This is a genomic window from Wenyingzhuangia heitensis, assembly GCF_011762155.1.
Classification (GTDB): domain Bacteria; phylum Bacteroidota; class Bacteroidia; order Flavobacteriales; family Flavobacteriaceae; genus Wenyingzhuangia; species Wenyingzhuangia heitensis.
Window position 1 is genome coordinate 183,211 of sequence record NZ_JAASQL010000002.1, and the last position, 21,935, is coordinate 205,145.

The window sequence follows — 21,935 nt, forward strand, 5'->3', positions numbered from 1 at the left end:
GATGAAAAGAATAGGTATTGTAATTACAGATGGAGTTGGGTATAGAAATTTTGTGATGAGTGACTTTTTAGTAGAAATTTCAAAAAAATATGATGAAGTAAATATTTATTCTGGAATACCTGCAAAATGTTATAATGATTCTCTGATTCCTGAAAACATTAAGGTTTTTGATTTAAAACAATATAAGGAAACTAAAAAAGTCTGGTTTTATAGAAAACTGAAAGAAGTAGCTCACATGTTTTTACATAGAACTTCTTACGGGATTAATAGCAACTTAGAAAGAGGTTATCCTGTTTCTAATTCAAATAGAAGTCTAATAATAAAATTAGTTTATAAAATCACATCATTTTTTCATTCAGAGAAAATAATTCAATTTTATGAAAAGCTTCAGTTTAACGCTTTTAAGAATGATAAAACATATATAGAATACAAAAACATATTGGCAGATCATAAGCCAAACCAATTATTTTTCACACATCAAAGACCTCCATATTTAGCTCCTTTTTTAGCAGCAGCTAAAGAATTAAAAATAGAAACTTCTGCATTTATATTTAGTTGGGATAATTTGGCATCAAAAGGAAGAATGTTAGGTTCTTTTGATGGGTATTTAGTATGGAGTAAGCTAATGCAAAAAGAAATGTCTGTTTATTATCCTTATACTGATAAAAATAAAATAAAAGTTGTTGGGACTCCACAATTTGAGCCTTATGTATTAGATAGGTACACTATAACAAAACAAGAATTTCTAGAAAAATTTAAGTTAGATTCTAATAAAAAAATTATATGTTATAGTTGTGCAGATGCAGGTATTGGTAAAAATGATGAGATTCACATTAGAGCTGTTTTAAGTTATTTAAAAAATAGAAGTGATATACAATTATTAATAAGAACATCACCTGCAGAAGATGGAAAGAGATTTGAAAGCTTAAAAAATGAATTTCCAGAAATTGTATGGAATTTTCCTAAATGGTTTTTGTCTAGAGAAGATCATGCAGAAGCATGGTCTCAACGTTTACCCTCTGTAGAAGATGTAAAAGATTTAAAAGCAATATTACTGTATACAGATTTGAATGTAAATATGTTATCTACTATGAGCTTAGACTTTATGTTGTTTGATAAACCTGTGGTGAATACAGTTTTTGGAAATAATGAAAATGGTTTGTATAATGATCAAAAGTTTTTGAATTATATTCATTACAAATATGTTGTATCAAGTAAAGCTGTAACCATTGCTAAAAATGAGGTAGAACTACATCAATTTATACAAGAAGCTATTGAACAACCTAGTTTGAGAAAACAGGAAAGAAAGCAATTATTAGATTTAGAAATAGGAGCTCCTTTACCAGGAACTAGTGAAAGAATTGTAAAAGCGTTAAAGGAACTAGCATGAAAAAAATATTAGTTGTTTTTGGAACAAGACCAGAAGCTATTAAAATGGCTCCTTTGGTAAAGGAATTACAAAAAACGAATGAATTTAATACCAAAGTTTGTGTAACAGCTCAGCATAGAGAAATGTTAGATCAGGTATTGTCTTTTTTTAAAATTACTCCAGATTATGATTTGGATTTAATGAAAGCCAATCAGTCTTTAAATGAATTGAGTTCAAGAATTTTAACAGCTATAGATCTTGTATTGTCAGAGTTTCAACCAAATTTGGTTTTGGTTCATGGAGATACCTCTACAAGTAGTATGGTAGCTTTGGCAGCATTTCACAAAGGAATTAAAGTTGGACATGTAGAAGCAGGTTTAAGAACCTACAATAAATTCGCTCCATTTCCTGAGGAAATTAATAGACAAATTACAGGTAGAATTGCAGATATTCATTTTGCTCCTACCCAACAATCTGCTCAGAACTTGCTGAATGAAAAAGTAAATGAACAGGATATTCATGTAACAGGTAACACGGTGATTGATGCCTTGTTGTGGGGAATAAAACATGTAAATGAAGATAGGGAAGATATTAACGAAATAAAACAATTTGTAGATACATCAAAAAAAATAATTGTAGTAACGGGGCATAGAAGAGAAAATTTTGGAAATAAGTTTTATGAATTCTGTAATGCTTTAAAACAATTAGCAGACCGAGATGATGTTCAAATCATATATCCTGTTCATTTAAATCCAAACGTACAAAAAGCGGTGTATGATACCTTAGGCAATCATAAAAATATATTATTGATTGCTCCTTTAGATTATGAAGCTTTTATTTGGTTGCTAAATCAATCTTACTTAATTATTACAGATAGTGGTGGAGTGCAAGAAGAAGCTCCCTCTTTAAAAAAACCTGTATTAGTAACAAGAGAAGTTACGGAAAGACAAGAAGCTGTATTAGAAGGCACAGTAAAATTAGTAGGAACCAATCAAGAAAAAATAATAAAAGAAGCTGTTGTTTTGTTAGATAATATGAATGCGTACAACACTATGATTGGGAATATAAATCCTTATGGAGATGGAACTGCAGCCGTACAAATTGTAAATGCTTTAAAGTCAATTTAAATGAAAAAAGTAGCGATTGTTTGTAATTATATATTAAAACCCGACCGAATTGGTGGAATGGATCGCTTTTTTAAATTGTTCGATGAACAATTAAAAAAGAAAGGGTATATAGTAGACTGGTTTTTTACAGATTATACTGCTTTTGATTTTTATAAAGAACTTACTATTTATAGCGCAAATAATACATCGGTAGAGAAAAAGTTTATAGAAGTTGTTAGCCATCATAGTTATGATGTAGTGATTACTCATTTTACAGAACTCTGTACTAAATTTTATAAAAATATTTATCTACATAATCCTGATTCATATGTAATTTCGGTAGATCATAACCCAAGACCATTGGATGGGTTTTCTTTAAAAAAGAGAATTAAAAAAAGGTTAGAAGGAGTTTTGTATAGCAAGTTTATTCATCAGTTTATAGGAGTTTCGCAATATACAGTGAATCATATTTTAAATGATTACGGTCAGTTTTTAAAAAAGAAAACCAAAGTTGTTTATAATGGAATTGACACCGATGTTTTTGTGAAAAGAACACAAGAAAATAAAAACAAGTTTATTGTCGCTTCACATTTAAGACCTTCAAAAGGGATTCAAGACTTATTAAAAGCTTTAAGCTATATGAATCCTGAATTGTTAGAAGACGTTGTTGTTGATATATATGGAGAAGGAGCCTCTAAAGAAGAATTGGAAAGACTCACTAAAGAATATAAGTTACAAAAGGTTATTACATTAAAAGGGAGTTCTTCTAAATTAAATGAATTGTTTTGTAACTATCGTTACATGATTCAGCCAACCTATATGGAGTGTTTTAGTTTGTCAATTTTAGAAAGTTTATCTGCTAACATTCCTGTAATTACAACCACAGTTGGAGGAAACTTAGAGGTTGTAGAAAATAATAAAAATGGTTACATATACAATCCTGGAGATTGCAAAGCATTGGCTGCTATTTTAGAGAATATTATTACGGGAGAAAATAACATTACAGAGAATACATCGGATTTAATTGTACAAGAATTTCATTTGACCAAAATGGTAACGAATCATATAAACTTATTGCCATGAGGTTAGCTTTCATCACTCCAGAATATCCTATTGCTAGTTTTAAAGGAAATATTGGTGGTATTGGAACTTTTACTAAAAATATTGCAGAGCAGTTGGTAAAAAATAACTGTGAGGTAACCGTTTTTGTTCATAGTCAATCCACAGAAAATACATTCGTAGAGAACGGAGTAGAAATTCATTTGGTACAAAAGAAAGTTGTTAAAGGGATTACTTGGATTACCAATAGGCGATATTTTAACAACTATGTAAATAAAGTTATTAAGCAAAAAAATATACAAATAATAGAAGCACCAGAATGGACAGGTTTTACTGCTTTTATGACGTTTAAGTGCCTTTTATTAATTAGGTTACATGGTTCTGATACTTATTTTTGTGATTTAGAAAACAGACCTGTAAAAGCTAAAAACAAGTTTTTTGAAAAACGAGCTTTACTAACTGCAGATAAAATTGTTGGAGTTAGCAAATTTGTAGCAGAAAAAACACAAGAGCTGTTTAAGTTAAATAAGAATATTGATGTTGTTCACAATGCAATCGATACAGCATTATTTACTCCAAATCATCAACAAATGAAGCCAAAATCTTTGTTATATTTTGGAACTATAGTTCGTAAAAAAGGAGTTTTAGAAATTGCCAAAGCTTTTAATAATATTGTAAAACAAGATCCAGAGGTAACGTTAACATTTTTAGGAAGAGATAATAAAGATGTGTTCACAAAACAATCAACTATTGATATAATAAAATGTTTGTTGACAGAAAAGGCATTGAATAATACGACTTTTATCAATTCAGTTCCTTATAAACAGGTGATAACTTATTTACAAAAAGCTGAAGTAATTATATTACCAAGCTTTGCAGAGGCTTTTCCTATGACCTGGTTAGAGGCCATGGCCTTAGAAAAAAAGTTGATAACCTCTAATATTGGTTGGGCAAAAGAATTAATGATAGATAATGATACTGGTTACACAGTAAATCCAATAAATACAGAAGATTTTACAACTAAAACTTTAGCTTTGTTACATAATAAAGAAAAAGCGTTGGAGATGGCAAAAGAAGCAAGAAAAAGAATTATAAATGAGTTTGATATGAAAGAGGCTGTTCTAAAAAATATTAAATTATATAGTAATTTATTATGATTGTTCTTCTTCATGACGGGATCAAGCCCGTCAAGTACATAAATACAATTACAAATTCAGAAATTGTTTGTAAAGAAAAAACAGTTCAGGAGTCTTTGTATAAATTGTCAAATGAACACCCTAAAGAATTATTATTGTGGTGTCTTCTAGAATTAAAAAATAATATTAACTATAGAGAGATTAGCTCTGTTTTTCATCATGAACTAATTTTTGCTAGCTATGGTAATAGTTCAGTTTCCGATAATATTGGATATGTAGATCAACACTGTTTTATCAATGTTAAAAAAGACGTTCAATACCCTACTTGGATTATGTCTGGTGATATTGGTGGTGTTTATGCAAGTGTATTACAGCAATCAAAAGATATTGTGAAAATATCTCAGTCTTTTGATATGTTTTTATCTAGTTTTGCAAAATTGAGTATGCCAAAAGGTTTGTTTTGTTACTCAGAACCAAAATTAATAATAGATCAGTTAGCTATTGTTCAATCAGATGATAGAACAACAAATACAGAGCTATTTAAATTTGTAAAAAGACATTATAAGGTTCAGTGGGTTTTTATTTTGTTTTTTCTGTTGATGTATAATCAAAATAAATTTTGTTTAAAAAGTTTGCTAGTTAGTTTTTTTGTAATAAGACCAAAAAGAGCTGGTGTTAATTTTAAAGACATAAAAATTCAGTCTATAAAAGAAAAGGAGAGGAGAGAGCATTTTACGATAGATGTTTTAATACCAACACTTGGTCGTAAAGAGCATTTGTATAATGTTCTGTTAGATTTATCAACACAAATTATTTTACCTAAAAAGGTAATTATTGTTGAACAGAATGGAGAAGAAAATTCAGTGTCTGAATTGGATTATTTGAATAATGATTGGCCTTTTGAAATTGATCATACATTTACGCATCAATTGGGAGCTTGTAACGCCAGAAATATAGCGCTGTCTAGAGTAACTTCTAATTGGGTGTTTTTTGCGGATGATGATATAAGGTTTAAAGAAAATTTATTGGAGAAATCATATCATAAAATAAATGACTTAGGAACTAATTGTATTGTGATGAGTTGTTTACAAGAAAAAGAGGAGCAAAAAAAAATAATGATAATCCAAAGCGAACATTTTGGTTCAGGAACGAGTATTGTAAAAGCAAGTTTATTGAAAGAAGTTAGTTTTAAAAAAGAACACGAATTTGGTTATGGTGAGGATAGTGATTTTGGAATGCAGTTAAGAAATAATGGAGATGAAATAGTAAATGTTCCCCAAATAAGTATGCTACACTTAAAAGCCCCAGTAGGTGGTTTTAGAGCAAAGGTTTCTACTAAATGGGAAAAAGAATTTATACAACCCAAACCATCTCCAACAGTAATGGCTTATAATTTAAAACATTTAACAAAAGAACAATTACAAGGTTATAAGTTTTTGTTAGGTGTGAAATTTTATAATAACCAAACAATTAAAGATCCATATAAGTATTTTAAAAACTTTAAACAACGTTGGGAAATGAGTGTGAAATGGGGAACTAAATTAATGGAACATGAAGTTTAGTCTTATAATTTGTACCTATATGCGACCCACAGCTTTGTTAAAGCTGTTAAAAACGGTTGCAACTCAAAGTTTATATCCGAATGAAATTTTAATAATTGATGGTTCTTCTAATAATTTAACCGAAGAAATATTAGAGGTTAATTTTTTTGAGAATTTAACTTATTATAAAGTGACTCCTGAAGAAAGAGGTTTAACAAGACAACGTAATTTGGGAATTAAACATGTTAATAAAGACATAGATATTGTTTGTTTTTTAGATGATGATACTTTGTTAGAGCAGGATTATTTTAAAAATATAATAAGCACCTATGTAACCTACCCAGAAGCTTTGGCTGTTGGAGGATATATTGTGAATGAAATTGAATGGAAACAAAAAGAGAGCGCTAATACAAGTGAATTTTTTTACGATGGTTGGGTACGAAAAGAAGGTTCTAGATTTAAGTTGCGTAAAAAATTAGGGTTGTTAGATAATACTCCTCCAGGTTGGATGCCCAAATTTTCTAACGGTCGTTCTGTTGGTTTTTTACCACCAAGTAACAAAGTATATCCTGTAGAGCAAATTATGGGAGGAGTAGCATCTTACAGAAAAGAAATTTTTAAAGAATTGTCTTTTTCAAAATATTTTGAAGGTTATGGTTTGTATGAAGATGCAGATTTTTCTTTACGATTGGCAAAAAAAGGAAAAATTTATATAAACACAGCTGCTAGATTAGAACACCATCACGATGCTGCAGGAAGACCCAATAAGTTTAACTACGGAAAAATGGTGACCCGAAATGGTTGGTATGTTTGGATAGTAAAATATGAAAATCCTAGCATAAATGCTCGTATTAAATGGAACGCTATTGCTATTGTATTGATGCTATTACGATTTGTGAATGTTTTTACAACAACTAAAAGAAAAGAAGCTTTTACAGAATCGTTAGGGAGATTTATGGGGCTATTATCTTTAATTTTTAACAAACCAAAAGTAGAACAATAAATGAAAACTATTTTAATTGCCCATAATTATTCTAAGAAATCATTTGCTTATATGAGTTTTGAGTTAGCTAATTATCTCTCAAATAATGGTTTTAAAGTCGTTTTTATTTCTCATAAACCTTATTTCAAAGAAGAAAAAATAATAATAAATAAAAAGGGAGAATTAATTATTACATCTTGGAGCTCTATAGATAGACCAACAGGGTTAAAAGATTTTTTTTGGTTTATTAAAATATATAAAAAGCACCAACCAAATTATGTTATCGGTCATTTTGTAGGAGCAAATATTTCAACTATGGTTTCTAAAATATTATCATTAGGGAAAACCAAATGTTTTGTTTACTACCATACACTTTCATCTCAAATTTTAAGTGATTTACGATCTAATAGTTTAAAGTATAAGTTTAAAAAAACAAGAAAAAAAATATTTTTTAAATTATTTATAGACATATTCATATGTCCATCAGAATTATCAAAAAAAGATATTATTAGAACATTTGGTGTAAATTTAAATAAAACTAAAGTTGTCTTAAATGCAATTGAGGATCGAAAAAATAATAATGTTTCAAGTAATTTACAAAAAGAAGGAATACAAATAAATTACTTAGGTCGTTTGGATCCTTCTAAAAATGTAAAAGTATTAATCGCTTCATTTATAGAATTTAAAAAACGAAATCCAAACAAAATAATGACTTTGTCCATTGCTGGTACAGGACAATTGTCTCAAGAAGTTAAAAAAATAAGTAATCAATTTTCATTTATAAATTTTTTAGGAGGGATATCTTATCATCAAGTAGATGATTTTTTATCAAAAGGTGATTATACAATTATACCATCACTTTCAGATAATTTACCAACCGTTGGTCTTGAATCGTTAATGAATGGTATTCCAATTATTATTTCTAATACGACAGGATTATCTAAATATTGTTTGGATAATGTAAATAGTATTGTCATTTTACCTAACGAAACTAGTTTAATAAAAGCCTTTGAAGAAATTTCTAAAGGAAAACATGATAAAATGAATATTCAAGCAAGAGCTTTATATGAAGAAAAGTTTAGTATAGAAAACTATCATAAAGAAATTATAAAAATAATAAATAGTTTTTAATGAAATTTGGAATCATTACACATGCTGTTCATAAAATAAAAGATGGACAAATTTATGCTTATGAACCCTATGTTCGTGAAATGAATTTGTGGGCAAGCTATGTAGATGAAGTTTTAATTGTTGCTCCAGTTTCTAAAGAGAAAATCACCGACATAGAAGTTTCATATAAGCATACCAAAATAAGAGTAGTTCCAATCCCTAATTTTGATATTACTACTTTTAAGAATTTAATAAGATCTTTGTTTGTTATCCCAAAAATATGTTGGATAATATATAAGGTCATGAAAGAAGTAAATCACATTCATTTACGTTGTCCTGGTAATATTGGTTTGTTAGGGTGTTTGGTACAGATTTTATTTCCCTTAAAACCCAAAACGGCTAAATATGCAGGGAATTGGGATCCAGAAAGTAAACAACCGGTTACTTATAGAGTTCAGAAATGGTTATTAAGTAATACTTATTTAACAAAAAACATTAAAGTATTGGTCTACGGAGATTGGCCAAATCAATCTAAAAACATAATTCCATTTTTTACGGCAAGTTACCATCAAAATGAAATCGTAGAGATCTCTAAAAAAGAGTTAACAGGACAAATTAACTTAATTTTTGTAGGAGGATTAACAGTAGGTAAACAGCCATTAATTAGTGTAAAATCAACTCATCAACTTATACAAAAAGGCTACAATGTTGTCTTGAATATTTATGGAGATGGAATTAAAAGAACTGAGGTAGAAGAATATATAAAAATAAATAAATTAGAAGAGAACGTTATATTACATGGTAATGTTGCTAAAGATGTAGTAAAATCAGCTTTTCAGCAATCTCATTTTCTTATTTTTATATCAAAATCAGAAGGCTGGCCAAAAGTAGTGGCAGAAGCGATGTTTTGGGAATGTTTGCCTATTACAACTAAGGTGTCTTGTGTTCCTTATATGTTGGGGAATAATACTAGAGGACAGGTAGTAAACTCCAAGATTGATGAGGTTGTAAGTGCTATAGAGAGTTACATTAAAAATAAAGACATGTATCTAGACCATACTCAAAATGCAAAAGATTGGTCCAGAGAATATACGTTAGAAAAGTTTGAGAATGAGTTGAAAAAAATCTTAGATGCCTAAAAAATTAAATGTTATACAAATTATAGACTCTCTAGCAGTGGGGGGAGCAGAAATGATGGCGGTTAATATAGCCAATGGGCTTGATGATAAAAGTATAAACTCTCATATTTGTGTGACGAGACAGGAAGGATTGTTAAAGCAAAAAATTAAAGATTCTGTAGGTTATTTATTTCTAAAGAAAAAAGGAAGTGTTGATGTAAGAGCTGTTTTAAATTTAAAAAAATATATTAAAAAACATCACATAGAAATTATTCATGCACATTCTTCTTCTTTTTTTATTGCGATCTTAATTAAGATAATAACTCCTAGTATTCGAGTTATTTGGCACGATCATTATGGGAAAGCCAATGAAATAGAAAAAAGGAAAACATTTTTTTTAAAACTAGGTTCTTTGCTTTTTAAGTCGATACTATCAGTAAATCAAATACTATACAAGTGGGCTAAAGATAATTTACATACAAAAGATGTAAATTATTTAGCTAATTTTTCTGAATTAATAGACATAAATCTCGTAACTCAGCTAAAAGGAGTAGAAGGAAAAAGAATTATATGTTTGGCAGCGTTTAGACCTCAAAAAGATCATTTAAATTTACTGAAATCTTTTGTGTTTATTAAAAATAAATATCCAGACTGGACATTACATTTGATTGGGAATCATCAAAAAGATACTTGTTTTAAAGGGGTTCAGAATTTTATTGAAGACAATAATTTAAAATCATCAGTATTTATTTACAATGCCTGTTTAGATGTGAAAAATGTCTTAACACAAGCAAGTATAGGTGTATTATCATCAAAGTCTGAAGGTTTGCCTTTAAGTTTATTAGAGTATGGTCTAGCGGGCTTGCCTGTGGTAGTAACAAATGTGGGAGAGTGTAAAAATGTAGTTGGAGATAATGGGTTAGTTGTTGAAAAGCAAAATAGCAAAAATCTGTCTTTAGCGTTAGAAAAGTATATCATAAATAATAACTTTAGAAAAGAGGTGGGGCAGAAATTCCAACACCATATTGATGAGAATTACTCTAAAAGTTCTTACTTTACCAATCTATTAAGTGTATACAATCAATGATAAAAAATAGAACCTTACTTGTAGGAATCCATTTGTTTGCAGGTTTTTTCTTAACCATATCTATAGTTCCTAAGTTAGTTGCTATAGGAATTTTAGTATATGCTTTGTTTGATATTTATGCGACTAAAAACAAGAACAATCAATCTTTTTTATGGGCAGCTTATTTTGTAAGTGCAGAAGTATTAATGAGAATGACAGGTGGTGCTGTTTTTTGGGAAATGGGTAAATACGTAACTATGTTACTTCTTTTTTTAGGATTAATAATTGAAGAAAAACACAAAGGAGTTCCCATTGTTTTTTTAATGTATATTTTTTTATTGTTAGTTGGTGTCACTTTTTCTAACATTCCTGTAGGGTACTCTATTAGAAAAGCAGTGGTTTTTAATTTAAGTGGCCCTATTACTTTGGGAGTAGCAGCTATGTATTTTTACAAAAGAGATGTAGATTATGAACGCTTTAAAGAAATATTATTTTTCTCTTTGCTACCAGTATTATCTATGTTGGTTCTATTGTATTTTAGAACACCGAGCCTAAAAGAAATTACGTTTGGTTCTTCAGCTAATTATAGCACTTCTGGTGGTTTTGGACCTAATCAAGTAGCAACTGCTTTAGGTTATGGAATTTTTATATTGGCTACTTTATTGTTAGTAAAAGAAAAAGTATCCGGTTATTTAGCAATTGATATTTTATTATTGTTTTATTTAATTTATAGAGGTTTATTAACTTTTTCTAGAGGAGGTATTTTAACTGGTTTTATTGCTTTTGTATTACTTTCGGTATTTTATTTATATTCAAGAGGTAAAATATCATCTATATTAAAGTACATGGGAATGATGTTGTTTTTTTTGGTGTCTGTATGGATATATAGTACTAATATAACAGGAGGAATGCTAGAGAATAGATATTTAGGTAAAAATGCAAAGGGAGTTCAGAAAGAAGATATATCCTCTGGACGTGTAGATATTTTTGAAAATCAATTAGAAACATTTATGGACAACCCAATTTTTGGAATTGGAGTAGGCTCTGGTAAATATATGCGAATAGAAGAAGAGGGAGGACATGTAACTGCAGCATCTCATAACGAAATGAGTCGACTGTTAGAAGAACATGGGTTGATAGGTTTATTTGCTTTGTTATTACTTTTTTTTGCTTCTACTATTAACTTTTTTGAACAACCACTCTACTTTAAAGGTTTTGTAATAGCGTTTGCTAGTATTTGGTTTTTAACCATCAATCACTCTGCTATGCGGGTTGCTTTTCCCGGATTTATTTATGGGTTAAGTTTGATTAATGTAGTTAAAAGGGATAAATAGACTACTTATGAGAATACTATATTTAGGAAACGACTTGTCTAAAGCATCAAAATACCATAGTGCATATGCAACTTTAAAAATAAATTTACGTAAAGAAGGTTATACTGTTTTTACTGCTTCTACTCAAAAAAAACAGTTGCTTAGGTTATTAGATATGATCTATTATATTTTAAAATACAGACATAAAGTAGACTACGTATTGATTGATACTTTTAGTACCAATGCTTTTTATTTTGCTTTTATTTGTTCGCAAATATCTAGGTTATTTAGATTAAAATATATTCCTATTTTACATGGAGGAAATTTACCTAGTAGACTAGATCGTTCTTTTTTATTGAGTAATTTGATTTTTAAAAATTCAGAATATAACGTTTCACCTTCTAACTATTTAAAGTATGAGTTTGAAAAAAGAAATTTTAAGGTTTTATTAATTCCTAATACTATAGATATTAATGAATACCCTTTTAAAGAAAGAAAAAAAATAGAACCCAAAATATTATATGTGAGAGCTTTTGCAAGTATTTACAATCCTTTAATGGCTATAAAAGTTTTTAAAAAAGTTTTTAGAATATATCCAAACGCAAAACTTTGTATGGTAGGACCCAATAGAGATGGAATTTTGTCAGAGGTTTTAAAGGAAATAGAACTTAATAATTTACAAAATAATGTTAAAATAACAGGGGTTCTACCTAAAGAGGATTGGCACAGCTTGTCAAAAGATTATGATATTTTTATAAATACTACCAATGTAGATAATACACCTGTAAGTTTAATAGAAACGATGGCGTTAGGACTGCCTATTGTATCTACTAACGTTGGGGGAGTTCCTTACTTGGTGTCTGATAAAATAGATGGGTTATTAGTAGACAAAAATGATGTAAATCAAATGTATACACATATAATTGATTTATTAGAAAATGAAGATTTAACCAATCAATTATCAAAAAAAGGTAGAGAAAAAGCAGTGTTGCTAGATTGGGAAAATGTAAAAGAAAAATGGATTAAGATTTTAAAATAATATGTTGCATAAAATTATATACAAAATCGGGGTTAAAACTAGAAATCCATCTTTAAATAAATGGATTTCTTTTTTAAACAAAACACAATCTTGGTCAATTGATGAGTTAGAATCTTATCAATTAAAAAAACTAAAAGAATTGTTGTTGTTTGCTTATCAATATTCTCCTTTTTACAAAGAGTATTTTGATAAAAATAATGTAGATTTAAAAGAAATAAAAAGTTTAGATGATATTACCAAAATTCCTATTTTAGAAAAACAAACGCTACTTAACAATATTAATGAGATACATACAAAATATGTTTTTAAAAAAACATTAAAAGCAATTACATCTGGAACTACAGGTAAATCGTTAAGTTTTTTAAGGGAAGAGAGCGCAGACTCTTTTAATAGGGCCTCTATCTTTAGAGGATATAGTTGGTATGGTATAAAACCATGGGATAGAAATGCTTATTTTTGGGGTTTTAATTTTTCGTTAAAAGATAAAATTAAAACTAGATTTTTAGATTTTATTCAAAATAGATTTCGAGTTTTTAGTTACAATAAAAAATCTTTTTTACCTTTTATTAAGAGATTAAAAAAAGTAAAATACATTCATGGATATTCTTCTATGTTATATCAAACAGCTAAATTAATAAATGAACAAAAGCTAGAGACACCCCAAAAACTAAAAATGATTAAAGGGACTAGCGAAAAAATATTTGAAGTTTATCAAGAAGAAGTTCAAAAAGCGTTTGGGCTAAAGATGATTAGTGAATATGGAGCTACTGAGTCGGGAATTATTGCATTTGAGTGTCCAGAAGGTAATATGCACATAAATATGGAAGGATGTTTGGTAGAAGAGATTGAAGGAGAAGTAATTGTTACTAACTTACAAATGAAATCTTTTCCAATAATAAGATACAAATTAGGGGATTATATAGAATTAGCACCTAAAAACAATACATGTTCTTGTGGAAAAGAACATAGGATATTAAATGATATTACAGGTAGAGTAGGAGAAAATGTTTATGGGAAAAACGAAATATATCCTAGTTTTTCATTTTATTATATTTTTAAAAATATTTTAAAAAATGATAACTTAAAATTAAGTTATCAGGTACTTCAAAATAACAAAGGTTTTTTAGAGTTTAAGATAGGACAAGAATTAACACCAAAGGAATTAACAATTGTAAACAATGAAATTAAAAAATATTTTAAAGAGGATATAGACGTCACTATAAAAGACAAAGTTAAATTTGACAATTCTAAAGGGAAATTTAAAAGTTTTATTTCTACATTGTAAATATGATGCAACAACCCTTAGTTTCTATTATTACACCGTGCTATAATTCTGAAAAATTTATAACAGAAACAATACACAGTGTTCTTAATCAAACGTATCAAAACTGGGAATTGTTAATAACAGATGATGGTTCTATAGACAATTCAATTAGCATAATTCAAAGTTTTGCAGATAAAGATGATAGAATACAGTTGTATACAATTAAAAATGGTGGTGCTGCTGTTGCACGTAATCATTCCATAAAACTATCGAATGGTGATTATATTGCATTTTTAGATAGTGATGATGTTTGGTCTCCACAAAAACTTGAAAAACAGATTGATTTTATGGAAATCAATAATTATCCAATATCTTATACCTCTTATCAAAGAATGACAGAAGATAGCGTTTTATTAAATCAAACTGTAATAGTATTACAACGTGTTAATTATAAAGACATGCTTGGGGCTAATAAAATTGGTTGCTTAACAGCCGTATACAATAAAAATATTCTAGGAAAAATATACATGCCCCTTATTAGAAAAAGACAAGATTATGCATTGTGGTTAAAAATTTTAAAAACAACACCATATGCATACGGTTTAGGTGATGTTTTAGCGGTTTATAGAATAAGAAACACATCGTTATCTGCTAAAAAAACAGAAATGTTAAAATGGAATTGGTTGTTATTCAGACAAGTTGAAAAGAAAAGTATCATCGTATCTATTTATTATGTTTTATATAATGTTTATAATAAATTATTACATAGGTAATTCATTATATTTACAAAAGAACCACATAATATGGCCTTAAAAACAAAATTATATTTATCAGAAAGAATTGTATTACTTAGAATTATAGATGTTTTGTTTATAGGTCTAGGGTTAATGTTTTCAAATCTGTTTTTTAATCTTAAATACTTAAATGTAGTACAGGCTCCAATATCTACAAACACTGGAGTTTTAATAGCTTATTACTTAGTATGGGCTCAAGTGTTTCAATTGTTTAATTTAAGAGATTCTGCCAGTAGATTTCAAACTGTTAGAAACTTATTTATAACCACATGTGTTTGTGTATTACAATACTTGTATACACCTATTTTAACACCAGTACTTCCTGCTAACAGAATAGAAATTCTAATATTTTTTGTGACTATATTTATTTCTGTTTTTATATGGAGAAATATTTACATTTTCACAATTTCTAAAAAACAGTTCTACAAACATATTCTTTTCGTAAGTGGTGAAAAAGAAGTATTATCAGACATGTATTTAAATGCAGGTCTCTACGCTAGAGATAATGCAGTTGTAGGGTATATTTCAGAAAATGAAACACTAGAAAATCAGGTTTTTTTAGATGTTAACAGAACAGATATAAACAAAGTGATAGAGGAAAATGATGTGAAAGAAATTGTAATATCATTAAAGGGATTTTCTAAAGATAGTATAGAGGCGTTAAATCAAAAACTAGTACGTGTTTTTGAGCAAGGAATTAATATTGTAAATTACGAAGATTACATAGAAAAAATAACGCAATGTGTTCCAGAAAACAACTTGACAGAGTATTTTTATAAATACTTCAATTTTAGTGAGAATCATGAAAATAGATTGTATTTAGCGGTATTAAGGTTGTTAGATATTTTTGCAGGTATAGGTGGCTTATTATTTTTAGTATTGTTTTTACCTTTAATTATATTAGGAAATTTAATAGGAAATAGAGGAGCTCTTTTTTACAAACAAGAAAGAGTGGGACGTAAAGGAAAAAACTTTAATATTATCAAACTAAGAAGTATGGTGACCAATGCTGAAAAGAATGGTGCACAGTGGGCGGTACAAAATGATAGTAGAATTACAAAATTTGGTAAGTTTTTAAGAAAAACTAGGTTAGATGAAATTCCTCAGTTTTGGAATATTTTAAACGGAGAAATGAGTTTGATTGGTCCAAGACCTGAACGACCAGAATTTGTTAAAGAACTAGAAAAAGAAATACCTTTATACGGTATAAGAAACGTAGTTAAACCTGGTTTAACAGGTTGGGCACAAGTAATGTTTCCTTATGCAGCAACGATAGAAGAACAACAAAAAAAGTTAAGGTATGATTTGTATTATATAAAGTACAGAAATCTATATTTAGATTTTAAAATAGTGATCAAAACAATCAATACTGTTTTGTACTTTAAAGGGCAGTAGACTTGTTTTTAATCTGTTTGATGTAAATACTCGTTATGGCAATTGACAAAATATAAATAGACACGTTAAATTCTTGAAAACCGATGATTCCAATAACTAAAAAGACGAATAACTGAACGGTTCCCAGGTAGCTAAGTATATTTTTTATTTTTGTTTTTACAAATGGGAAAAGTACTAACAATGGACTAGCCCATAATATGTTCATGTTTATTTTAGTAGTGCTGTGTTCTGTTAAAAACCACAAGCTAAATATTACCAAACCGAGAACTCCGTAGATTATAGTAATAATAGTAATTCCTTTTTTGTTGTTTTTAATAATTGAGAAAACACTAAATAACAATACTAAAATCGATGTAAATAGAGGACTTATAAAAAAGTTGGTTTTAGTAGGTTTTAAATGGTAATCTGGAAGTACATAATTTTCTTTATCAATTATTTTTTTTCCGTTTATAGTACTGTTTTTAAAACCACTATAAATATAATCGGGCAAAAACATATATTGCTTTAAGGTTGCCTTTTTATCAATCACGGATCCTAAAGCCAAGTCAATACCAAACTTAGCCCAAGAATTTTTCACTAAGTATAAGTGAATCAGTTCTCTGTGAGTTAATCCTTTTGGAAAACTACTGTAGTCAAAATCTATATTTCCCACACTTTTTTCAATTACCTCATACATTTTTGTAGCACAATTGTCGTAGAAAAAATCATAATGATAATCTTTGTTTTCTGGCAATGCATTCCACTCTAAATAATTAAAAACTTTTTGATTTTGATCAATCGTAAAATTTAATACTTGTGCCTTCACCCATCTGTTTTCTTTGTAATAGGTGTATGGAAAATATTTAAATTCATAACTACTTACTTGATACAACAATTTACCTTGGCAAAATTTTAAATAAAAATTGGGTGTGTTAAAATCAAACGTACCATAATTGTAAACTCTGTCTAAATTGTTTTGTATATCATGTACTCTTATAGCACTGTGTCCAAATGCAGAATACAATTCGTTTTGCCCAGGAGCACAGGTTAAAATACTAATTTGAGCTTTGTTTGATAACTGAATGTTTTTTTGTGAAAAAATTGAAAAAGTAGTGAGTAAAAATAGGACGTACGTTAATTTCATTATCTCATTTCGTTAAGTTGTACTTTTATAGAAAATACATTTGAATAATTTATTCCAGAACCAGCACCAACATTTGTTAAAGCATAGTCTAAATGAATTCTTTTAAAAACAATTCCCATACCTAAACTTGGCTCTAAACTTACAGATTCAGAAGCATCAAAATCAATTTCTTTTTGAATATTTCCTATACCCGCTCTAAAATAAGTTCTGTTTTTATAACCTAATTCTAATCCTAAGTTGGGAGAAAAACTAGCGTATTTAGAGGAAAATAAATCATTAGTTTCTATAAATCTACCAATCAAATCTATAGAAGTTAATAACGAATATTTTTGATTTAATTGTTTAAAATAAGAAGCTCCAATCTGAAATTTAGGTAAAGTCACTTCGTAGCTTTCTGGTTTTTCTTGGTTTTGACCTTCTTCTGTGGTTTGTGCACTGGCAATGTCATCAAAAATAGAATCATCTACAGTCCAAGCGGTAAATGTTGTTGTTACATCACGAATTACAGCACCAAATTTAATTCCATTCCATGTGTATTGGGCACCCACATCAAAACCAAAACCATTACCTTCTGCAAAACCTCCTATATTTCTTCTAATAATTTTTGCATTTACACCTACGTTTAAATGTAATTTAGGAAAAGATTTAGCCAAACTAAAAATAGCTGCAACATCAGAACTAGAAAATGAATTAATGTTATTATAGTTTATATTTCCGTTACTATCTATAAGATTTGTGGTGTTTAAAATATCATCAACACCTAATCTAATTAAAGAAATACTCATGGCAAGATCGTCTCTTTCTATTGGTAAAGCAGCTCCAAAATAATCGTAACTACCAATTCCGTTGTAAAGCGAGTTATGCATGGCTGCAAACTCAAAATCTTGTACGGTTATTACACCTGCAGGGTTCCAATAACCAGCCTCTACACCAGTAGAAAAAGAAGATACAGATTTACTTAAAGCCATAGCTCTTGCTCCAATACCAATGTTTAAAAACTCATTAGAATAGCTACGAACTAACTGCGCTTGCGAAGTTAGATTAGTGAACACAACTAGGATAAATAAATAGTATTTCTTCAAAAGTAATTTAGTTAGAATAATAACTTAAAAGTATACAAATATATTGTTTCAGTTTTAAGAATGGATGACAAATTTAAATTAACTTATTTTATTTAGTTACACAAAACTATGTTTAGATTTGTAATGTAAAAAAATATGAAAAATATATGAAAATTTTAAAGTTTATTCCTAATCTATTAACCTTATTAAATTTATTATCAGGTTGTTTGGCTGTAGTATATGCGGTTAACAATCAAATTCAGTTTTCTGTGATGTTTGTGATGTTAGGAATCTTTTTTGATTTTTTTGATGGATTTGCTGCTCGCCTATTACACGTACAAAGTGAATTGGGTAAACAATTAGATTCTTTGGCAGATATGGTAACTAGCGGAGTAGTCCCGGGTGTAGTTATGGTGCAAATGTTGTTAAAATCTGGGAATCAAGAACCTTTAAATTATATAAATGGTTTTGAGAGTTTTCCTTTTTTAGCCATGATTGGTTTTTCTATCACTTTAGCATCTTGTTACCGATTGGCTAATTTTAATATTGATGAAAATCAGATAGAAAATTTTGTGGGATTACCAACACCAGCCAATGCTTTGTTTATACTTTCTTTGCCTTTAATGCACATGTATTCAGAGTATCAATACATTAGTTATGTTGTAGATAATCAGTATGTATTGTTGTTAATCACAGTGTTGAGTTGTTATATGTTAAATGCAAAAATAGAGTTGTTTGCTTTAAAGTTTAAAACATTTGGTTTTGTTAAAAATAAATTAAAATATGTGTTTTTAATTTTATCTTTTATTCTGATTGTCTTAATCAAGTTAGCTGCAATTCCTACAATTATTTTAATGTATTTAGCTTTGTCTATGATTAGTAATACTAAAAAGAAGAAGGCATAGGTTTATTAAGTTTAAAAAGGAATAGTATTAATTAATATTTTTTTTCTTAAATCTGTTTTCTTTTAATACAAAACTTTCTCCTAAGTATACTCTACGAACCATTTCATCATCGGCAAGTTCTTGTGGAGTTCCACTTTTTAATATGCTTCCTTGATACATTAAATAGGTTTTATCTGTAATAGCTAATGTTGCTTGTACATCATGATCAGTAATTAAAATACCAATATTTTTGTCTTTTAAAGTGGCTACAATAGATTGTATGTCTTCTACAGCAATAGGGTCTACACCTGCAAAGGGTTCATCTAACAGAATAAATTTGGGATCAGAAGCCAAGCATCTGGCAATTTCGGTTCTACGTCTTTCTCCTCCAGATAATAAATCACCTCTGTTAGTTCTTACATGTCCTAAACTGAATTCTTCTATTAATTCTTCTAGTTTTTGTTTTTGTTCGGCTTTGTTTCTATCTGTAAATTGTAAAACAGAAAGTATGTTTTCTTCAACAGTTAATTTTCTAAAGACAGAGGCTTCTTGAGCTAAATATCCAATTCCGTGTTGTGCACGTTTGTACATTGCGTAATCTGTAATCTCTTTATCATCTAAAAAAATATGACCTTCGTTGGGTTTTACCATTCCAACAATCATGTAAAAAGAAGTTGTTTTACCAGCACCATTGGGACCTAATAAACCAATAATCTCTCCTTGTTCTACTTGTAAAGAAATTCCTTTTACAACTTTTCTACTTCCGTATATTTTCTGAATATTATCAGCTCTTAAAATCATAAACTTACTTTTGATTTTGTTTTTTAACAATTATTCTAGACACCCAAATACTAATTTCATAAAGAATTAAAATAGGAATGGCTACAATAATTTGACTAGCAACATCTGGGGGTGTAATAATAGCAGAAACTATCAAAACCAATACCAAAGCATGTTTTCTGTAAGTTTTTAAAAATTCTGGAGTAATCAATCCAAATTTGGTTAAAAAATAAACAATTAATGGAAGTTCAAAAACAACAGAAACCCCTAGTAATGTGTTGGTAATTAAACCTATATAGCTGTCAAACTGAAAGTTGTTTACAATTAAATCTGTTATTTGATAATTGTAAAAAAAGTAAACAGACATTGGAGCGATTACAAAATAACTAAAAGACAATCCTATAATTAATAACAAGGTGGCAATAACTATAAAACCTTTACTTTTTTGTTGTTCTTTATTTGTTAAACCCGGTGTAATAAAACGCATCATTTCCCAAATAATATAAGGGAAAGATAAAATTAAACCCAAAATAAAGCTAGACCATAAAGCATTCATTAATTGATTTGTAGGAGCTAGACTTTGTAGTTTTGCATTGAACTGAATGTTGCAAAAACTACTTTCTAATCCTATTTTGGTAAATACATCACAAAACCATTGATAGGTAATAAAATCGGGTTGTAAATGTGCTAACAAAAATTGATTGTATACTTGTTTTTGAAATACAAATAAGACAATTGTAAATGCTAAAATACATAAGGTAGATCTTACCAAATGCCATCTTAATTCTTCTAGGTGGTCTAAAAAAGACATTTCTTTATTTTCTTCCATAATTTAGAAAATCCCTTCTTTAATTAAATCGTGAATATGTACTATTCCTTTGTAATTGTCTTGTTTGTCTACCACAATTAATTGAGAAATATTGTTTGTTTCCATAACATCCATGGCTTCTATAGCCATTGCATTAATGTCTATTTTTTTTGGATTTTTAGACATAATATCTAAAGAGGTAAGTGATAAAAAATCATCACTTTTATTTAGCATTCGTCTAATATCCCCATCAGTAATAATTCCAGCCAATTTGTTATTATCTAAAACTGCAGTTGCTCCCAAACGTTTGTTCGAAATTTCTAACAGTGCATTTTTTACACTTGTATCAATATTTACCTTTGGAGCTTCATTATTTTCAACCAAATCGCTAACACGTAAATATAGTTTTTTACCTAACGCTCCACCTGGGTGGTATTTTGCAAAATCTTTACTTGTAAATTGATTCAGTTCTAATAAAGTAACTGCAATAGCATCTCCCATTACTAATTGTGCTGTTGTACTTGTGGTTGGTGCCAAGTTATTAGGACAAGCTTCTTTTTCTACAAATGTATTTAAGGTATAAGTAGCTTGTGTTCCTAAAAAAGAGTCTTTATTACCTGTAATTGCTATAATAGGATTGTTGTTTCTTTTAATAAGAGGAATTAACACTTTTATTTCGGGAGTGTTTCCACTTTTAGAAATACAAATAACCACATCGTTATTTTGTATAATTCCTAAATCTCCATGTATAGCATCGGCTGCATGCATAAATATGGCAGGAGTTCCGGTAGAGTTTAGAGTCGCAACAATTTTAGTGGCTATAGTAGCACTTTTACCAATTCCTGTTATAATTACTCTTCCTTTACTTTTAAGAATACATTTTATAGCATTTTCAAAATTGGAATCAATTAAATTGGTTAAATTAGCAATTGCATTGCTTTCTAGTTCAATAGTTTTCTTGGCAATAGAAAGTATATCGTTATTCAA

The 21,935-nt window shown here is 28.7% G+C and carries 20 protein-coding genes; 15 read left to right on the forward strand and 5 right to left on the reverse strand.

Going from position 1 to position 21,935, the window contains the following annotated elements; all coding sequences use genetic code 11:
• Position 1: 1 nt before the first annotated feature.
• Genes FHR24_RS09445 through FHR24_RS09510 form a run of 14 tightly spaced genes read left to right on the forward strand, consistent with a single transcriptional unit; the run spans position 2 to position 16,292 of the window.
• Positions 2-1,390 (forward strand): hypothetical protein, encoded by a 1,389-nt coding sequence (locus FHR24_RS09445; RefSeq protein WP_167187470.1) that lies wholly within the window; start codon positions 2-4, stop codon positions 1,388-1,390.
• A complete protein-coding gene (gene wecB, locus FHR24_RS09450) occupies positions 1,387-2,496 on the forward strand; it encodes a non-hydrolyzing UDP-N-acetylglucosamine 2-epimerase (protein WP_167187473.1) in 1,110 nt (369 codons plus the stop codon). The genes FHR24_RS09445 and wecB overlap by 4 nt, the downstream gene beginning before the upstream one ends.
• On the forward strand, positions 2,497-3,558 hold the full coding sequence (locus tag FHR24_RS09455; protein WP_167187476.1) for a glycosyltransferase family 4 protein: 1,062 nt from the start codon (positions 2,497-2,499) through the stop codon (positions 3,556-3,558).
• On the forward strand, positions 3,555-4,691 hold the full coding sequence (locus FHR24_RS09460) for a glycosyltransferase family 4 protein (protein WP_167187479.1): 1,137 nt from the start codon (positions 3,555-3,557) through the stop codon (positions 4,689-4,691). Before FHR24_RS09455 ends, FHR24_RS09460 begins: the two co-directional genes overlap by 4 nt.
• Positions 4,688-6,232 carry a glycosyltransferase family 2 protein gene (locus FHR24_RS09465; RefSeq protein WP_167187481.1) on the forward strand — a complete coding sequence of 515 codons (1,545 nt, stop codon included), beginning with the start codon at positions 4,688-4,690 and terminating at the stop codon, positions 6,230-6,232. The genes FHR24_RS09460 and FHR24_RS09465 overlap by 4 nt, the downstream gene beginning before the upstream one ends.
• Entirely contained in the window at positions 6,222-7,214 is a 993-nt protein-coding gene (locus FHR24_RS09470) for a glycosyltransferase family 2 protein (RefSeq protein WP_167187484.1), read from the forward strand. The genes FHR24_RS09465 and FHR24_RS09470 overlap by 11 nt, the downstream gene beginning before the upstream one ends.
• Complete coding sequence (locus FHR24_RS09475) at positions 7,215-8,324, forward strand: glycosyltransferase family 4 protein (RefSeq protein ID WP_167187487.1); 1,110 nt, start codon at positions 7,215-7,217, stop codon at positions 8,322-8,324.
• A complete protein-coding gene (locus FHR24_RS09480) occupies positions 8,324-9,442 on the forward strand; it encodes a glycosyltransferase (protein WP_167187490.1) in 1,119 nt (372 codons plus the stop codon). Before FHR24_RS09475 ends, FHR24_RS09480 begins: the two co-directional genes overlap by 1 nt.
• The gene (locus FHR24_RS09485; protein WP_167187493.1) at positions 9,435-10,508 is read left to right on the forward strand and encodes a glycosyltransferase; all 1,074 of its coding nucleotides are present in this window, start codon (positions 9,435-9,437) and stop codon (positions 10,506-10,508) included. The genes FHR24_RS09480 and FHR24_RS09485 overlap by 8 nt, the downstream gene beginning before the upstream one ends.
• On the forward strand, positions 10,505-11,821 hold the full coding sequence (locus FHR24_RS09490) for an O-antigen ligase family protein (RefSeq protein WP_167187496.1): 1,317 nt from the start codon (positions 10,505-10,507) through the stop codon (positions 11,819-11,821). Before FHR24_RS09485 ends, FHR24_RS09490 begins: the two co-directional genes overlap by 4 nt.
• A gap of 7 nt (positions 11,822-11,828) precedes the next feature.
• On the forward strand, positions 11,829-12,839 hold the full coding sequence (locus tag FHR24_RS09495; protein WP_167187499.1) for a glycosyltransferase family 4 protein: 1,011 nt from the start codon (positions 11,829-11,831) through the stop codon (positions 12,837-12,839).
• Position 12,840: 1 nt separating this feature from the next.
• Positions 12,841-14,124 (forward strand): phenylacetate--CoA ligase family protein, encoded by a 1,284-nt coding sequence (locus tag FHR24_RS09500; RefSeq protein ID WP_167187503.1) that lies wholly within the window; start codon positions 12,841-12,843, stop codon positions 14,122-14,124.
• Between the two features lie 5 nt (positions 14,125-14,129).
• Complete coding sequence (locus FHR24_RS09505) at positions 14,130-14,876, forward strand: glycosyltransferase family 2 protein (RefSeq protein ID WP_167187506.1); 747 nt, start codon at positions 14,130-14,132, stop codon at positions 14,874-14,876.
• Positions 14,877-14,906: 30 nt separating this feature from the next.
• The gene (locus tag FHR24_RS09510) at positions 14,907-16,292 is read left to right on the forward strand and encodes an exopolysaccharide biosynthesis polyprenyl glycosylphosphotransferase (RefSeq protein ID WP_167187509.1); all 1,386 of its coding nucleotides are present in this window, start codon (positions 14,907-14,909) and stop codon (positions 16,290-16,292) included.
• Here the strand turns inward: FHR24_RS09510 and FHR24_RS09515 are convergent.
• Both FHR24_RS09515 and FHR24_RS09520 read right to left on the reverse strand, forming a co-directional pair.
• Complete coding sequence (locus FHR24_RS09515; RefSeq protein ID WP_167187512.1) at positions 16,279-17,415, reverse strand: lipoprotein N-acyltransferase Lnb domain-containing protein; 1,137 nt, start codon at positions 17,413-17,415, stop codon at positions 16,279-16,281. The genes FHR24_RS09510 and FHR24_RS09515 overlap by 14 nt on opposite strands.
• Entirely contained in the window at positions 17,415-18,467 is a 1,053-nt protein-coding gene (locus FHR24_RS09520; RefSeq protein WP_317166194.1) for a putative type IX sorting system protein PorV2, read from the reverse strand. The genes FHR24_RS09515 and FHR24_RS09520 overlap by 1 nt, the downstream gene beginning before the upstream one ends.
• 176 nt (positions 18,468-18,643) lie before the next feature.
• Here FHR24_RS09520 and FHR24_RS09525 point away from each other — a divergent pair, with 176 nt between their 5' ends.
• A complete protein-coding gene (locus FHR24_RS09525) occupies positions 18,644-19,381 on the forward strand; it encodes a CDP-alcohol phosphatidyltransferase family protein (RefSeq protein WP_167187518.1) in 738 nt (245 codons plus the stop codon).
• A gap of 27 nt (positions 19,382-19,408) precedes the next feature.
• Here FHR24_RS09525 and lptB read toward each other — a convergent pair whose 3' ends face one another.
• The 3 genes from lptB to FHR24_RS09540 are packed head-to-tail and all read right to left on the reverse strand — an operon-like array spanning position 19,409 to position 21,935.
• Positions 19,409-20,161: an LPS export ABC transporter ATP-binding protein gene (gene lptB, locus FHR24_RS09530; protein ID WP_167187520.1), complete on the reverse strand. Its 753-nt coding sequence runs from the start codon at positions 20,159-20,161 to the stop codon at positions 19,409-19,411.
• A gap of 4 nt (positions 20,162-20,165) precedes the next feature.
• On the reverse strand, positions 20,166-20,969 hold the full coding sequence (gene tatC / locus FHR24_RS09535; RefSeq protein WP_208412324.1) for a twin-arginine translocase subunit TatC: 804 nt from the start codon (positions 20,967-20,969) through the stop codon (positions 20,166-20,168).
• Between the two features lie 3 nt (positions 20,970-20,972).
• Complete coding sequence (locus tag FHR24_RS09540; RefSeq protein ID WP_167187523.1) at positions 20,973-21,935, reverse strand: KpsF/GutQ family sugar-phosphate isomerase; 963 nt, start codon at positions 21,933-21,935, stop codon at positions 20,973-20,975.

Coding starts and splice junctions, on each gene's coding strand:
- FHR24_RS09500 (WP_167187503.1), top strand. CDS start 12,841: ATGTTGCATAAAATTATATACAAAATCGGGGTTAAAACTAGAAATCCA.
- FHR24_RS09475 (WP_167187487.1), top strand. CDS start 7,215: ATGAAAACTATTTTAATTGCCCATAATTATTCTAAGAAATCATTTGCT.
- FHR24_RS09515 (WP_167187512.1), bottom strand. CDS start 17,415: ATGAAATTAACGTACGTCCTATTTTTACTCACTACTTTTTCAATTTTT.
- FHR24_RS09485 (WP_167187493.1), top strand. CDS start 9,435: ATGCCTAAAAAATTAAATGTTATACAAATTATAGACTCTCTAGCAGTG.
- FHR24_RS09470 (WP_167187484.1), top strand. CDS start 6,222: ATGAAGTTTAGTCTTATAATTTGTACCTATATGCGACCCACAGCTTTG.
- FHR24_RS09490 (WP_167187496.1), top strand. CDS start 10,505: ATGATAAAAAATAGAACCTTACTTGTAGGAATCCATTTGTTTGCAGGT.
- lptB (WP_167187520.1), bottom strand. CDS start 20,161: ATGATTTTAAGAGCTGATAATATTCAGAAAATATACGGAAGTAGAAAA.
- tatC (WP_208412324.1), bottom strand. CDS start 20,969: ATGGAAGAAAATAAAGAAATGTCTTTTTTAGACCACCTAGAAGAATTA.
- FHR24_RS09465 (WP_167187481.1), top strand. CDS start 4,688: ATGATTGTTCTTCTTCATGACGGGATCAAGCCCGTCAAGTACATAAAT.
- FHR24_RS09445 (WP_167187470.1), top strand. CDS start 2: ATGAAAAGAATAGGTATTGTAATTACAGATGGAGTTGGGTATAGAAAT.
- FHR24_RS09480 (WP_167187490.1), top strand. CDS start 8,324: ATGAAATTTGGAATCATTACACATGCTGTTCATAAAATAAAAGATGGA.
- FHR24_RS09495 (WP_167187499.1), top strand. CDS start 11,829: ATGAGAATACTATATTTAGGAAACGACTTGTCTAAAGCATCAAAATAC.
- wecB (WP_167187473.1), top strand. CDS start 1,387: ATGAAAAAAATATTAGTTGTTTTTGGAACAAGACCAGAAGCTATTAAA.
- FHR24_RS09460 (WP_167187479.1), top strand. CDS start 3,555: ATGAGGTTAGCTTTCATCACTCCAGAATATCCTATTGCTAGTTTTAAA.
- FHR24_RS09525 (WP_167187518.1), top strand. CDS start 18,644: ATGAAAATTTTAAAGTTTATTCCTAATCTATTAACCTTATTAAATTTA.
- FHR24_RS09455 (WP_167187476.1), top strand. CDS start 2,497: ATGAAAAAAGTAGCGATTGTTTGTAATTATATATTAAAACCCGACCGA.
- FHR24_RS09505 (WP_167187506.1), top strand. CDS start 14,130: ATGCAACAACCCTTAGTTTCTATTATTACACCGTGCTATAATTCTGAA.
- FHR24_RS09510 (WP_167187509.1), top strand. CDS start 14,907: ATGGCCTTAAAAACAAAATTATATTTATCAGAAAGAATTGTATTACTT.